The organism is Campylobacter sp. MIT 12-8780 (assembly GCF_006864535.1).
In the GTDB taxonomy this organism is placed as follows: domain Bacteria; phylum Campylobacterota; class Campylobacteria; order Campylobacterales; family Campylobacteraceae; genus Campylobacter_D.
The window spans coordinates 26601-39824 of sequence record NZ_QHLL01000014.1; the positions used below are offsets into that span (position 1 = coordinate 26601).

Genomic DNA, 13224 nt, shown 5'->3' on the forward strand with positions numbered 1-13224 from the left:
AGTAAGATCCGTTCGAACTCGCTTCTTAATATCTTAAAAATTTACTTTTTATCGTCTTTTTTGGTGTTGTTTAAATCATCTTTTATTGATTGTGCTATTGAAGCGTAATAGATAAAAAATAAAGCTGGTAAAACAAACAATCCAATTATCCCCAACAAAATAGCAAGTTCGGTATTAGTCATTAATTTTCCTTATATAAATTTATGTAAATTATCATAATTTTATTTAAGATTTGATAAAACTTTTACTTATTTAAATTTCCCTCTCGTTTGACTTTTGAGCTTTTATTAGCTCTTTATCTCCTCGTTTTGTAACTCCATTAGCCCTAATATCTGCCCGTCGCAGTGTGTGATTGGATTGTTTTTTTCCTCTGAGCTCCAACTTATGCTGTGCATTAGCGTGCAGAAGCATTTCATCTCTTGATCGTTTCCAAACCATAGGGATTTTGGACAATTTTTGCAAATCGTTGGTGGATTTGGCTGTAGCTCGTCCTTTATTATAAGCATTGTTGGCGAGATGTATTCCTCCTCGTTTTGCTGCATAATATCTTGCCCACTCTGATTTGGTGTATTTTCTTGTAGTTGATCCACTTCTTACCCTTTCCTTTTTAATTTCTTTAAGCTCTGTGGTAATTTTTACAGGTGCAAGCTTAGCAAAGTTTTTTTCTGCTCGGTTGGCAATGCTTGCGTCCCACACAGGAATTTTACGCTGTGTATGCACTTCATAATCTTTATTTTGGATTTTCTTTTTGAAACTATATGGCTCTAACCTATCTCCTATCTTAGCAAAACGAACATACTCACCTTTTTCAATTTTAAGCTCCTTAACAAGTCTTTGCAAATCTTTACCCCAAATAGTTGTATCGCCTTTTGGAGTAAGATAAGACACAAAAAAACTTATATTATTTTCATCTTTAAAATCAAATTTTGCTTCGCCATAATCAAGCACTTTATAATGATGAGGCTTAATTTTCATTTGAGTTTTATTTTGTAAGCTATCTAAAATTTGCTGGCGTTTAGCAAGATCAATGTTTTGTTGAACTTGTTTTGAATGGGTTGCTTTAGCCTGTATTCCCAAATCATTTAAATTTTTAGCAAACTCAGTTCTTAAATGAGCTAAATCATTTTTTCTTATATCAATCCTTGTGCCATCTGCTTTAGAAATTTTAAGGCAAATATGGCAATGTGGATTGTCTGTATCTGCGTGAAAAACAAGAGAAAAAAAGTTATCAGGATAGTTTTCTTTTAAAGTTTTAAAAACTGCTTGCTTGAGTTTTTGAGGAGGAGTTGTTGAATGTTCTTTCATTGAAAAAACTATATTATAGGTTTGTCTAATTTCTCTTTTGTTTTGATACTGATTTGGGATTGTTGCACCATAATCTTTTAATGCTTTTTTAACTTCTATATTTTCATCTTTACCTTGATAATATTGTAATTCACTAGTAACAATTTGAAGCTCTCCATTTCTACTTACATAATCTATATGTCGAGAAACTGATTGAAAGTGTTTAGAGCTTGAAGTAATTTTTATCACAACCTCGTTACTTCTATGTGAAGAAATTTGAAGCGGTAATTTTGTTCTTGGCATATAGATATTAGACGATGAATTTGTAAATCCTGATCGTTTGCTTTTGTAATTTTTAGGCAAATTTGAAATAAAATCTCTATGTTCTATAACCTTTTTAGCTCTCCATTGCTTCCATTCTTGGTCATTATTTTTTAAAAACTTTGGAATAGAACTCACTTTATTTTATCCTCTGATTTATCAACTAAAGTATTTATATTTTGAGTAAGCTGATCTATTTTATATATTATATTTTGCAAAGTATCTTCAAGATTTTTAATATTAACTTTAACTGCACTTCTTTGTTTTAATATTTTATTAAGTTCATTAATATTTCTTCCCATTTGATTAAGAGAAGTTTTGGTAAGTATAAATTGTCTCAATTCAATAGAATTGCTAAATTTATCATTATATATAGAATTAAATATCCTATATCTTACTTCTTGAGTTAAAAATGAATAGCCATTTTTTTTAGCACTTTCTTTTATAAAATCATACTCATTTTGAGTAAAAAAAATCTTTACCTGTTTTGTTTTGGCTTGATATAATTCTTGTTTATAATGCAATACTTTATTTGGAGTATTTTCCTTATCGTTGTTAATAAATATGCTAATAATTTTATTAACAACTTTTGATTTTGGTGTCTTTGTTTTTTTACTTATATTAGTTATGAAAGCTAAATTTTCTTCATTTATATTAAATAAAAACTTTTTCATTTTTGTACCTAAAACAATTAATCTACATTTTTAACACTTTAAAAATGCTTTTTCGCAAGAAAAACTTTATATTTTTTGAATAAATTGCTTGTCTATATTATTCAAAAAATATCAAAAGAGCCTCGCAGAGCAGGTGGGATAAAATCCATTTTTTAGGACTTTCTAAAAAATTATTTTAAAAAAGTATATACTTTTTGGGATTTTATCCCTATCCTGCATATTGTAAAAAATCATCAAATTATACACTTTATTTCTTAAGTTATCATTAAGCAGAATTAAGATACAATCTAATAAAAATGTATTTACATATAAAAGGATATATTTATGAGTAAAGAAGAAATTAAAGATAACAATCAAAAAACTAAATTAAGAACAAGATTAAAAACAAAAGCAGTCGAAGAGCTTGAAAAAGAGTATAAAGAAAAACTTAAAAAAATACAAGAAAAAGAAAACGCCAAATTAGAAAAGCTTCATAAAGAATTTTCTTTACTTATCTTAGAAAGCTTTATAAATGATGAAGAATTTAAAAATTCTTTTTTTAAAATAATAAATCAAGAAAAATATGATAAAATTAAAAAGATTTACAATAAACTCTTAGAAGCTTATATGTAGATTTTAAATTTTAACTTCTTAAAAAAGGACACACAATGAAAACAAAAATTTTACTCTTGGCTGTTTTAGCTACAATACTTTTTAGTGCTTGCTCAGAAGAACCAAAAAGCGTTGAATACTATAAAAATAACCCTGAAGAAAGAAAGAAAAAAATCGATGAATGCGGAAAAAAATTGTATGATTACATAGCAAAAAATCCTCAAGCAAAAGACAAAGATCTTGAAAAAGTACTTGGAAAAGATTGTATGAATGCAGATGAAGCAGGAAAGCTATGGAAGTAAGAGACTAAAAGATGAAAAATAAAAATAGCTATTTTAATGTTCAAATAGACAAAAACAATGATGAGGAATTTTTATATCTGCTTGAAAAAGCTCCTTATACTAGCGAAGAAGAAATAGGTGAGCTTTTTTCTCACCTTGCTGTGCTTGATGAAGTGCAAAAAGAAAAAGACGCTTCTAATGCCAAAATAAGTAATAAAGTCCTCAAATTTTCTTTTCTTTACAATGATAACGAAGGTGCAAAAGTAGAAAATCTACAAGTTCCTCTTGGGCAAGGACACTTTACAAAAGGCATAAATCACTTAAGAAAGATAGGTAAGCAAGATTGGGAAAAAGATATAAAAACTAAACAATTTGATGAGGAGTTGAGTAAGAAATTTGATAAATTTCTTATGAAACCTCCAGCAATGGATGTGATTAGTAAAGGTAGCTTAGGAACTTTGCAAAAGTGTGCCAAAATTTTAGACACTATCCCTTCTCCTGAATTCCAAACCTTTTTGCAAGGATTTATGAATGGTAATGAAAAATGCAGGATTCAATTATTTGGCAACAAAGAAGATCAAAAAGCAGAAAATAATTTAGAACAAAAACAAGAAAACAAAAGCAATGAACAAGAAAAATCAAAAGCTGATAAGATAGCAGAAATTCAAAAAGAGGTGCAAACTAGCACTCAAAAAAAAAGTAAATCGGCTCTTAAAATTTCAAGAGAGGTAAATAAAGAAAGAGATATTCAGCTCAATAAATAAAATTCGCTTTTGTATCAAAAAAAGAAGGATCGGCTTATAATATATACAAACCACCCTCCTCGTTTGCACTATAATTTTAAACTACTTTAGCTTAAAAAAAACTTAAGGAAAATCTATGCCTAGAGAAAGAAAGTTTTTATATGTACCATATAATGATAAAGATGAAGCTAAAAAACTTGGTGCTATTTGGGACGCAAAAGAAAAAAAGTTTTATGTTCCTTTTTATATGGATCAAAGCATATTTAAAAAATGGGAAAATCCACCCATAAAACAAAACAATATCAACATAAATGAAGCTTTGTTTCAATTTAAAAATGCCTTACAGGCTCAAGGCTTAATTGTAGATACCCCTATAATGAATGGAAAAATTCAACGCTGTGCAACTCAAGATGATAAAGGACATGAAAAAAGTGGAGCATATGTAGGATACTTAGATGGCTTCCCTGCTGGTTATATCGAAAACTTTAAAACAGGTTATAAAGAAAACTGGAAATTTCAACTTTCAACTCACAATAACTCAATAAAGATACAAAGACAGCCTTTAAACCCAAAAAGTAATTTTAATGAGACACATATCAATAAAGATCAAGAACTCTTAAATTTGCAAAAGAAAACAGCCCTTAGGCTAGAAAAAGAATGGATAGAAGCAAAACCTCTTATAAAGTTACATCCATATCTTATAAAAAAAGGGCTTGATGAAACTTATAACCTTAAAGTAGATAATTATGGAAATTTACTTATTCCATTTCAAGATGAAACAGGGAAAATCTGGTCAATACAAAGAATTACAAAAGAAGGAAAAAAAATAATTGGCGTAATTAAAACAAAAGAAGAGCAAAATAAAAATGTGGAATACTCGGCTAGAAAAAAAGGATGTTTTTTTACTCAAATTCCACTTAAAGAACAAGAAGAATTCATAGTATGTGAAGGCTTTGCTACTGCTATGACTATACAAAAAGCATTACAAAAGCCTACTATAATGGCTATTGACGCAGGAAATCTAAGCAATGTCGTTGAAAATCTTAAAAAAACTTTTCCGAACAAACAACTAACTATAATTGCAGATAATGACTACAAATTAGAAATTCAAGGAAGAACTAATGTAGGATTAGAAGCTGCAAAAAAAATTCAACAAAATTACCCTAATGTAAAACTTGTTATTCCTCAAATAACAGAACAAGAAGCTAAAGAAGGGATAAGCGATTTTAACGATATTTATACAAAAAAGGGGCTTGATGAAATACGAAAACAATATCACACACAAACATTTCAAAATACTATAGACAAAAATAAACTAGATCTAGAAAGATAACTTCTTTGTTTTGGCGTTTTTATAATGTAAAAGGTCAAAATTTTATGAAATAAAATTTTTACCATTTCCTATTTAGATACAAATTTAATGAATTTAATAAATTTAAGAGATTATTATAAAAATAGCTCAGTGATTTTTAAACTCTATTTTATGGGGGTTTAAAATTTAATAAATTTAAGAGATTATTATAAAAATAGCTTATTTTATTATAAAAATAGCTTATTTTATTATAAAAATACCAACTAATTTTTGATTTTTGTTTGTATCGAAAGATTTTTTTTGACATAAATATAATAATTTATTATAAAAATACCAACTTTTTTTAATTTTGTAGATGTTTTGTAGGCATAAATATAATGTTATTATAAAAATTGACATAAATATAATAATTTATTATAAAAATACCAACTTTTTTTAATTTTGTAGATGTTTTTATAATAAGTTGTTGATTTTAATATAATATTTTGCTATTATTTACTTCTATATTTTGTATATAAGTCGTAAAGGTTATATACAATGTTATATTTATGTCAATTTTAAAGGATAAATTATGCCAAAACGCCAGACAGTGGATACTTTAAATTTGTTTGATGAGTGTGAAAACCTTATATGTGAAGATACTTTGAAAATGGAACTAGGTTCTGTTGTCTTATTGTGTGGAGTGAGTGAAGTTGGAAAATCTTTTTTAGCTCTTAAAACTTGTGCAAATGCTTTGAATGATGGCGTGAAATCTTTTTTTTGGAGTATAGAAGATAATGAAAAAGCTTTGCTAGCAAGAATTCAAAATATACAAAGTTTTTATCCTTTTGAGATGATTGATCTTGAGTTTTCTACCGATTTGCCTGAATTTAACGCAAGATTAAGTCCTGAAGAAAATTTAGCAAAGGAGCTTGGGACTTTATCAGATTGCAGCTTAATTGTTCTTGATACATTTAGTGCTTTTTTTTCATATTTAGGTTTTAAAGATCAAAACAATCAAAATGATGTGCAAAGCTTTTTTAATACTCTTATAAATATAGCGGTTAGTAACAATCAAACAATTTTATTGCTTCATCATTTAGATAAAAAGGGCGAGAGCATTATGGGAAGTTCAGTGATAAAAAATGTCCCTAGAATTATCTATGAGCTTACATTTGCTAAAGGAGAGAATAAAAATACTACAACTCATAGAATATTGAAAATAATCAAAGATAGCAATAATATTAATAATGGTGATAGAGAGAAGCGAATTAAAATTTTAGTAAATTCTGACATAAATGAATCTTTAGAAGAGCAAGAAGAGCATTTTTTGCTAAAAGTAGATAAAGATAATGAAATAAAAGATTTGAGTAATGGTTTAGCCACTATGGATAATAATGGTTATATTACTATGCACGAAAATAGAGGAGTTTTTTATCTTAGTAGTAAGAAGATAATAGATTCAGCACTTTATAAAGAATTTGTTAAAAATGATAGACAATGCGAATTTAAAATGGAACACAAAGACAGCGGATCAACCTATATTATCAATTTAAAGAATGAGTTACTTACACAAACTCATAGAAGCATATTAGATGCTTTGTTTCTTTATGTGAAAGATAATGTGGATAGCACTACTATCAAAAAATACCAAGATGAATTTTGGGATATGGAAATTTTGTTAGAACCATATAAATTTTTAAAAAACTACTTAGGAAAAACACCAACAAGATATCAATGGTTACAAGAAAAATTTGATGAGATTTCTCGCTTTTCTTATGATTTAACACATATTCAAAATATCGATGGAAGACGAGAAAAGAAAACTGAAAGGGATAGAGACATTTTAATGTTTGATTCTATAGAAAGGGTTACTAAAAATGATGGAAAAATCATAGCTATGTTTAAGCTTACCATTAGAAAAGAATATATAAGGCGTTTGAAGACAGAATCAACTCTTTCTTATGATAAAGACTTAGCTAAAATTCTTATCAATTTAAAATCTTTAGTTGTGCAGGATTTAATACGATTTTTAAGTTCTTTTCCTGACAATAGCAATATGAAGCTTACTTTTACTGAATTTTGCAAAATTAAAGCTTATTCAGATTACAAGCATAGAAGCCTTATTTCAAAACAAAGAAAAGAAATTATAGAATCTAAAGATGAATTAATTGAATTTGGGATTAATGTTTATGGAAGGAATTCTCCTTTAAAACCATATGATAACGAAGTGTTACATAAAAAATTTGCAGATAGCAACGATTTAATTTTTATATATCGTGGCAGTGGAAAAATTAAGCGTTTTATCAATAAAAAAGATGCGATGAATAAGCTTAACATAAAGGCAAATAGGTATTTATCAAATAGCTTATTTACTCCTGAAGATTTAAAATAATAAACAAAGGATTAACACAATGGATCAAAGACTTATTGATGAAAACAATAGAAGGATAAGAGAGGAAAATAATAGGTCTATTGAACAACAAAATAAAAAAGATATGGACTTTTCAGGCGAGGCTGTAGGCGGATTAGCTGGATGTTTAATAGGGCTTTTAGGTATTATTTTGGCTATTATTTTTTATATCTTAAAATATGTGTTTATTTTTATAGTATTTTTACGAAATAGATTCTTTATAAAATGGAATTGGTATGTTAAGCTTGAAAACTTTACTTGTTTCATTATAAACATAATAAAAATATCTCTTTCGCTTTGCTTGTTTTTTATTTTTTATACATTTTACAAATTATGGGTAATTATGGTTTCTGCTTATATATACTTTGTATATTGAATTATGACTACATATACTCATTTTAAAATATTTATTAAATATCTTAGAAATATTTTAAAATTATATAAACAATATCTTAAAAATATTTATAAAGTATTTTTAAGATATTGTTATTGTCACTTAAACAACAAATCCTCAATTCGAACAAAAGAATTGTAAGAATTTAAAAATTTATTTGAAATAAAATATGATAAAATGTTGTTAAAATTTTACAAAGGAGTTAAAATGTCATACCCACTTTTAGGCACTCATTTTGAGCTTGATGAAGAAAAAATTAAGCGTGAGGGGATATATAATTTAGAGACAATGTATAAAACCATTGAAGAAATTGCTCTTGAAGTAGGACTTATTAAAATAGATAAAAATACCTATCATTGTAAAGGCAATCAATATGATTTGGCAAAACTAGGTATATTAGTTTATAATAATCTTATGAATTTCAAATGGTTTACTCTTAATGTTAAAAAATGGACTTGGATTAGCGAAAAAGAGGGAAATGAGAGTTTAATTGGCGATGAAATGGGAGTTTGGGCTTCGTGAGCGTAAGCAGAAAGGCTATAAATTTCGATTTATACACAAATGAGCTAAAAAAGCACTTCCAAGACACAAGAGAAGCTTATGCACAGGTCAAAGAGTTTATGCTCAAAAATGGTTTTGAGCATAGGCAGTATTCAGGGTATGCTTCTAAAAATTCTTTAAGTGAAAGAGCAATTTCTAAACTAAGCACTAAACTTGTCACAAACTTCCCTTGGCTAGCTTCTTGTGTAAAAAGATTTGATGTTACTGATATTGGGGAACAATATGATTTAACAGATCAACTGCAAATTCTTTCAAAATCTATTCATAAAGATATACCTAAAAATTCTCCAGATAAAGAAGCCAAGCTTGCAGAACTTAGAACTGAAATTAACAAAGCTACCCAATCTAAAACTCATAATTTAAACACCAAAAATAAAAACATAGAAAGATAGTTTTGTAATATCGTTTAGTATATTAAATAGCATTAATATCTATTTAATATACAATATTTATAAAATATATTAAAAATATTTTATAAATATTTATTAGTCAATGAAAAAATATTTTTACAATATTGTATTAATATTTTTATGATATTATTTCATTATAAAATTTACTTTTTATCAAAAAAGGAGGTTATATGGTTATTTCAATAGTCAATGAAAAAGGTGGCAGTGGCAAAACTACTTTAGCAGTAAATTTGGCAGCTCGTTTAGCAGAAGATGATGATAATGTTTTGTTAATAGATGCTGATCCACAAAAATCTACTGAGGTTTTTTCAGATATGAGAAGTCAGTCTGGCTTAAAGCCATTATTTAGCAATGTTTCAAAAACAGGTATAAGTTTGGGCGATGAAATTGAAAGTATGCGTAGCAAATTTGATAGCATAATTGTTGATACAGGTGGTAGAGATTCAAAGGAAATGCGAAAAGCTATGCTTAAATCAAACATTATTATAATACCAACCATTCCTTCACAATATGATGTCCCAGTTCTTGAGCATATGCTTGAAATATATGATGACTCAAGACAAATAAATTCCAATCTTTTGGCTTTTGTGCTTATCAATAGAAGTTCGCCAAATCCATTTTTAGCCAAAGATTTAGAAAATTTGAGGGAATTTATCAATACGACAAAAGCCGAAAAAGGTTTGGAAAATGTCATTTTGCTTGAGAATGCGTTGTATGAAAGACAAGCCTATAGAAAAGCTGTAATTGATGGCAAAAGTATTAGAGAATTTTGCACACCAAATGAAAAAGCTTTGAGCGATTTTGAGGCTTTTTATAAAGAATTTTTAGAGCTCGCAAAAGAAAGAATATAAGGAGTTATTATGGGATTTAAAGCAATGAGTAAAAAAAATGAACACGCTTCAAAGGAAGAAGATTTTTTAAATTCTGCTCGGGGTGAAACTTCGTTGCAAAAAAACTACAGGCCAAAAATACCAGCTAAAAGCAAAAGAAAACAAATAGCTTTTTATCTTAATGATGAGGAAATGGCTATTTTAAAAGAAGCTGCATACAAAATAAATATGAATGTTTCTCAATATCTACGATTTAAAGTTTTTAGTGGAGATAAAAGTTAATTTATGGTATTTTAAGCTTGTTTTACTTATTATTTTGGAGTTATGGATTTTAAAATAATCGACCGATAAATTTTACTTGAAAAAACTTAAATTTTTATTAATATTTATATTAAAGTAGTATTTTCAATCCTTTTATGAAGTTTCCTACTCTTGCAAAATAGATAGAAATTTGAATAAGTCCCTTTTTTGCCGAGATAGATCCAAATCGACTTCATCGACATGCCTTTATTTAGCAATTCTTGTATTATATTTTTCGACTCATCGTGCATACTACTCAAAACACCAAATGGGCGTCCCAAAATCTTTCCGCTTGCTTTTGCTTTTTCAAGCCCTGCTTTTGTCCTTTGAGATATAAAATCTTTTTCTACTTCAGCTATATAGGCATAAAAAGAAAGTAATAGCTTTGAATGTGGGTTGTTAAAGCTACTAAGTTCAAGTTGTTTAAGAAAAACAAATTGGATACCTTTGTTTGACAAGTCTAGTATAAAATTCATTGTTTCAAACATACTTCTGCCGAGTCTTGAAAGTTCATAAACTATCAAAACATCACCTTTTTTTAGCTTTTTTAATTCATCTATTTTGCGTTTTTTAAAACTCTTTCCTGCACTTTGTTGAACTTCTATAAATCTATCTATAATGAGCTTTTCTTTTTGTGCATATTCTAAAATTTGCATTTTTTGAACATCTGTATCTTGCTTATTTGTGCTTACCCTTACATATGCTACAACCATTATTCTCTTTTCAATATCTCTTCTTGTATCATTTTATGCTCTAACCTTTCAAGGTATTTTCGATACGATCGTATGGCTTTAAGCGTATTTCTTAATCCAATGCAAAAGATTATTAAGATAATTCCGAGAAAAGTCAAACCTGTAATAAGATTTGCCTTATCATCATAATGCCTAATTGCTACAAGAAATATTATTGCCAAATTTCCAAATATGAGATAAATAAATTGTTTCTTTTCTTTATACAATCGATTTAGGGTATTCACAAAATGCCTTTAAAATGAAATTTATTAATTTTAGCATATCTTGCCTTTAATAATGGCTAATATTTTTATCTCTTTTTTAAAATCACTTTCTTTAAGCTTATTTTCCTTACCGCTTAAGGTTTGAAGTCTTATTTCATCAAATTCTTTAAAATACTGCACTACAAGAATGCTTCCTTTAAAATCGATGATGATTTTATCGCCATTTTTAAGGTTGCCATCACGCACAACGACTAAAATTTCATTATTTTTAGCATAAGGTTCTAATTCATTATGACTAACATTGATAAAACAAATATCAAACTTTCCTATTCCCTCAAATAAACTATCTAAAAACCAAGATTTTATATTAAGAGGTTCTTGTTCGCACTTGCCATCCATAAAGTTATTAATTCCTTTATAAACAGCACAAATGCTTTCTTTTGTTTCTTTGAATTCAAGCTTTTTGCTTGGATCTATACCATACTTTATAAAAGCTTCATTAAGGCTCATATCAGTATCAAAATAATCAAATCCTATACCTGTGCCTTGTAAAATTTTCCATTTTACCCCTTGAGTAAGGGGATTAACATTGTTTTCATAAGAATTTATACTACCTCTAGCTACACCTATTTTTTCGCCAAATTCTCTTTGACTTAATCCATAAATATTGCGTAAATCTCGTAATTTTTCGCCGATCGTTTTCATAGTTATATTATTTCTCCTTTATGAATTTGTTAAAAAAATCATCAGAGCTTTTTTCTTGATTTTCCTTTTCTTTCCTGCTCTCTTTATGCTTATTAATAAGATAATCAGCTCTTTCTTGATTGATTTCAATAAGATAATTCAAGTAATCTTCACACAAATGATTGTATTTATACTTTTTGCATAAAAAGCTTGCTCTATTTATGCTCCCTTTAAAATCGCCTTTATCTGACTCATACAAATCCCTTTGTTTATCAAAAGCTTTTTGTTGTTCTTTATTTAAATTTTCGTAAATTAAAGTCTCTATGCGTTTTATGTCATTCTCTTCGCCTGAAAAGTATGGTGGGATCATTGCAAATGTTACTACCCAGTAAATTAATAACATTAAAGTATTAAAGAATGCAAACGATAGACTATTCCTACCTGCATCTAAGAAAATGGCTTCAAAAAGTATTAAAATAGAAAATAAAAGCACATAAATACCAAAATCATCTATAAAAGATATAGGAAAAAGATTTGCAATATCACTTGAAATAAACACCAAGTTAGAAAACAGGGCAAAACAAATTGTCAAAATGCAAATAATCAACATTGTCGAAATGTAAATAACTAACATTGTTTTCCCCTTAACTTCACTAGCATCCATATCAACATCTTGGCATCCAAGATTGCCACTATCAATTTTTATTTTCATTTTTCCTCCTTTAACAATTTAAATCTATATTGCTAAAATACATAACAATAAGTAATACACAACATATGAAAGCACATATTATAATAATAAGCCCACAAATATACAAAAAAGCACTTTTATAATCCCTTGCTTTTATTTTTTTAATAGCATCATTAAACATTTTGCAAAAAATACAAATACCTATTATAAAAGAAAACACTATTAAAGAAATAAGAATTATTGATAAAGAAATACGAATTATTGAAAATATAGTGCTCATCGCTTTACCCTTGTTTAAATAAATCTGCATTCTCGTGGATATTGCCGATGACACTTGCAAATTCTTTCCACTCATCGTAGTCCTCTAGCATTAAGGATATTTTGGCGTTTTTAGAACTTCCAGCCTTGTCTATACTTACTCCTTCAAAAAGACTAAAACACACCTCAAAAATGTCTCTTTTAAAGCCACATTTAAGTTCTAAAATATCTCCTACAAAGATTTTCACGCCGTTTTTGTCTTTTAAGCCTGTGTAAAGCTCAATTTCTGCTTTTTCTATATTTTGATAATAACCTTTTTCACCTTCACTAGACATCTGCATATAACTTTTAAATTTTCTTATTTCTATACACATATCACCACAACGCTCGCCATCCATTGACTCATAACCATCTTCACAAAGAGCATACTCTTGTCTTTGTATATCCCACACCCTAAAATCAAAGTCTTGTAGTTTCATTTTTTACCTCCTTATTTATTTATGAATGTGCCTATATTCATCTTCAATCAAATCATCGCCTAAA

General features: G+C 27.9%; 17 protein-coding genes. 10 read left to right on the forward strand and 7 right to left on the reverse strand.

Translation table 11 applies throughout. The features are described from left to right. Positions 1 to 41 precede the first annotated feature (41 nt). From DMB95_RS09625 to DMB95_RS09265, 3 genes are all read right to left on the reverse strand, one after another. Positions 42 to 182, reverse strand: a complete 141-nt coding sequence (locus tag DMB95_RS09625) for a hypothetical protein (protein ID WP_162056971.1) — start codon at positions 180 to 182, stop codon at positions 42 to 44. A gap of 70 nt (positions 183 to 252) precedes the next feature. Then, entirely contained in the window at positions 253 to 1743 is a 1491-nt protein-coding gene (mobP1, locus tag DMB95_RS09260; protein ID WP_137633571.1) for a MobP1 family relaxase, read from the reverse strand. Then, positions 1740 to 2279, reverse strand: a complete 540-nt coding sequence (locus tag DMB95_RS09265) for a hypothetical protein (RefSeq protein ID WP_137633570.1) — start codon at positions 2277 to 2279, stop codon at positions 1740 to 1742. Before DMB95_RS09265 ends, mobP1 begins: the two co-directional genes overlap by 4 nt. Before the next feature lie 324 nt (positions 2280 to 2603). Between DMB95_RS09265 and DMB95_RS09270 the strand changes: the two genes are divergently transcribed. The 10 genes from DMB95_RS09270 (at position 2604) to DMB95_RS09315 (ending at position 10075) form a co-directional block, all read left to right on the forward strand. Continuing rightward, positions 2604 to 2891 (forward strand): hypothetical protein, encoded by a 288-nt coding sequence (locus tag DMB95_RS09270; protein WP_137633569.1) that lies wholly within the window; start codon positions 2604 to 2606, stop codon positions 2889 to 2891. 35 nt (positions 2892 to 2926) lie between these two features. Next, a complete protein-coding gene (locus DMB95_RS09275) occupies positions 2927 to 3172 on the forward strand; it encodes an EexN family lipoprotein (RefSeq protein WP_137633568.1) in 246 nt (81 codons plus the stop codon). A gap of 11 nt (positions 3173 to 3183) precedes the next feature. After that, complete coding sequence (locus tag DMB95_RS09280) at positions 3184 to 3915, forward strand: hypothetical protein (protein WP_137633567.1); 732 nt, start codon at positions 3184 to 3186, stop codon at positions 3913 to 3915. A gap of 115 nt (positions 3916 to 4030) precedes the next feature. Next, positions 4031 to 5227, forward strand: a complete 1197-nt coding sequence (locus DMB95_RS09285; RefSeq protein WP_137633566.1) for a DUF5710 domain-containing protein — start codon at positions 4031 to 4033, stop codon at positions 5225 to 5227. A gap of 550 nt (positions 5228 to 5777) precedes the next feature. Continuing rightward, positions 5778 to 7580: an AAA family ATPase gene (locus tag DMB95_RS09290; RefSeq protein WP_137633565.1), complete on the forward strand. Its 1803-nt coding sequence runs from the start codon at positions 5778 to 5780 to the stop codon at positions 7578 to 7580. 19 nt (positions 7581 to 7599) lie between these two features. Further along, positions 7600 to 7974, forward strand: coding sequence for a hypothetical protein (locus tag DMB95_RS09295; protein ID WP_137633564.1), 375 nt, complete (start codon positions 7600 to 7602; stop codon positions 7972 to 7974). A 225-nt stretch (positions 7975 to 8199) separates the two neighbouring features. Further along, positions 8200 to 8514, forward strand: coding sequence for a hypothetical protein (locus DMB95_RS09300; protein ID WP_137633563.1), 315 nt, complete (start codon positions 8200 to 8202; stop codon positions 8512 to 8514). Continuing rightward, complete coding sequence (gene vapD / locus DMB95_RS09305) at positions 8511 to 8945, forward strand: VapD family protein (protein WP_137633562.1); 435 nt, start codon at positions 8511 to 8513, stop codon at positions 8943 to 8945. The genes DMB95_RS09300 and vapD overlap by 4 nt, the downstream gene beginning before the upstream one ends. Positions 8946 to 9133: 188 nt before the next feature. Further along, the gene (locus DMB95_RS09310) at positions 9134 to 9814 is read left to right on the forward strand and encodes an AAA family ATPase (protein ID WP_137633561.1); all 681 of its coding nucleotides are present in this window, start codon (positions 9134 to 9136) and stop codon (positions 9812 to 9814) included. Between the two features lie 9 nt (positions 9815 to 9823). Beyond that, positions 9824 to 10075, forward strand: coding sequence for a plasmid mobilization protein (locus tag DMB95_RS09315; protein ID WP_238386995.1), 252 nt, complete (start codon positions 9824 to 9826; stop codon positions 10073 to 10075). Between the two features lie 104 nt (positions 10076 to 10179). Here DMB95_RS09315 and DMB95_RS09320 read toward each other — a convergent pair whose 3' ends face one another. The 4 genes from DMB95_RS09320 to DMB95_RS09335 form a co-directional block, all read right to left on the reverse strand. Continuing rightward, the gene (locus DMB95_RS09320; RefSeq protein ID WP_137633554.1) at positions 10180 to 10806 is read right to left on the reverse strand and encodes a recombinase family protein; all 627 of its coding nucleotides are present in this window, start codon (positions 10804 to 10806) and stop codon (positions 10180 to 10182) included. A gap of 293 nt (positions 10807 to 11099) precedes the next feature. Continuing rightward, on the reverse strand, positions 11100 to 11753 hold the full coding sequence (locus tag DMB95_RS09325) for a helix-turn-helix domain-containing protein (RefSeq protein ID WP_137633553.1): 654 nt from the start codon (positions 11751 to 11753) through the stop codon (positions 11100 to 11102). A gap of 7 nt (positions 11754 to 11760) precedes the next feature. Continuing rightward, positions 11761 to 12444, reverse strand: a complete 684-nt coding sequence (locus DMB95_RS09330; RefSeq protein ID WP_137633552.1) for a hypothetical protein — start codon at positions 12442 to 12444, stop codon at positions 11761 to 11763. Between the two features lie 263 nt (positions 12445 to 12707). Next, positions 12708 to 13160 carry a YopX family protein gene (locus tag DMB95_RS09335; RefSeq protein WP_137633551.1) on the reverse strand — a complete coding sequence of 151 codons (453 nt, stop codon included), beginning with the start codon at positions 13158 to 13160 and terminating at the stop codon, positions 12708 to 12710. Positions 13161 to 13224 lie beyond the last annotated feature (64 nt).

Coding starts and splice junctions, on each gene's coding strand:
- DMB95_RS09625 (WP_162056971.1), bottom strand. CDS start 182: ATGACTAATACCGAACTTGCTATTTTGTTGGGGATAATTGGATTGTTT.
- DMB95_RS09265 (WP_137633570.1), bottom strand. CDS start 2,279: ATGAAAAAGTTTTTATTTAATATAAATGAAGAAAATTTAGCTTTCATA.
- DMB95_RS09270 (WP_137633569.1), top strand. CDS start 2,604: ATGAGTAAAGAAGAAATTAAAGATAACAATCAAAAAACTAAATTAAGA.
- DMB95_RS09275 (WP_137633568.1), top strand. CDS start 2,927: ATGAAAACAAAAATTTTACTCTTGGCTGTTTTAGCTACAATACTTTTT.
- DMB95_RS09280 (WP_137633567.1), top strand. CDS start 3,184: ATGAAAAATAAAAATAGCTATTTTAATGTTCAAATAGACAAAAACAAT.
- DMB95_RS09285 (WP_137633566.1), top strand. CDS start 4,031: ATGCCTAGAGAAAGAAAGTTTTTATATGTACCATATAATGATAAAGAT.
- DMB95_RS09290 (WP_137633565.1), top strand. CDS start 5,778: ATGCCAAAACGCCAGACAGTGGATACTTTAAATTTGTTTGATGAGTGT.
- DMB95_RS09295 (WP_137633564.1), top strand. CDS start 7,600: ATGGATCAAAGACTTATTGATGAAAACAATAGAAGGATAAGAGAGGAA.
- DMB95_RS09300 (WP_137633563.1), top strand. CDS start 8,200: ATGTCATACCCACTTTTAGGCACTCATTTTGAGCTTGATGAAGAAAAA.
- DMB95_RS09310 (WP_137633561.1), top strand. CDS start 9,134: ATGGTTATTTCAATAGTCAATGAAAAAGGTGGCAGTGGCAAAACTACT.
- DMB95_RS09315 (WP_238386995.1), top strand. CDS start 9,824: ATGGGATTTAAAGCAATGAGTAAAAAAAATGAACACGCTTCAAAGGAA.
- DMB95_RS09320 (WP_137633554.1), bottom strand. CDS start 10,806: ATGGTTGTAGCATATGTAAGGGTAAGCACAAATAAGCAAGATACAGAT.
- DMB95_RS09325 (WP_137633553.1), bottom strand. CDS start 11,753: ATGAAAACGATCGGCGAAAAATTACGAGATTTACGCAATATTTATGGA.
- DMB95_RS09330 (WP_137633552.1), bottom strand. CDS start 12,444: ATGAAAATAAAAATTGATAGTGGCAATCTTGGATGCCAAGATGTTGAT.
- DMB95_RS09335 (WP_137633551.1), bottom strand. CDS start 13,160: ATGAAACTACAAGACTTTGATTTTAGGGTGTGGGATATACAAAGACAA.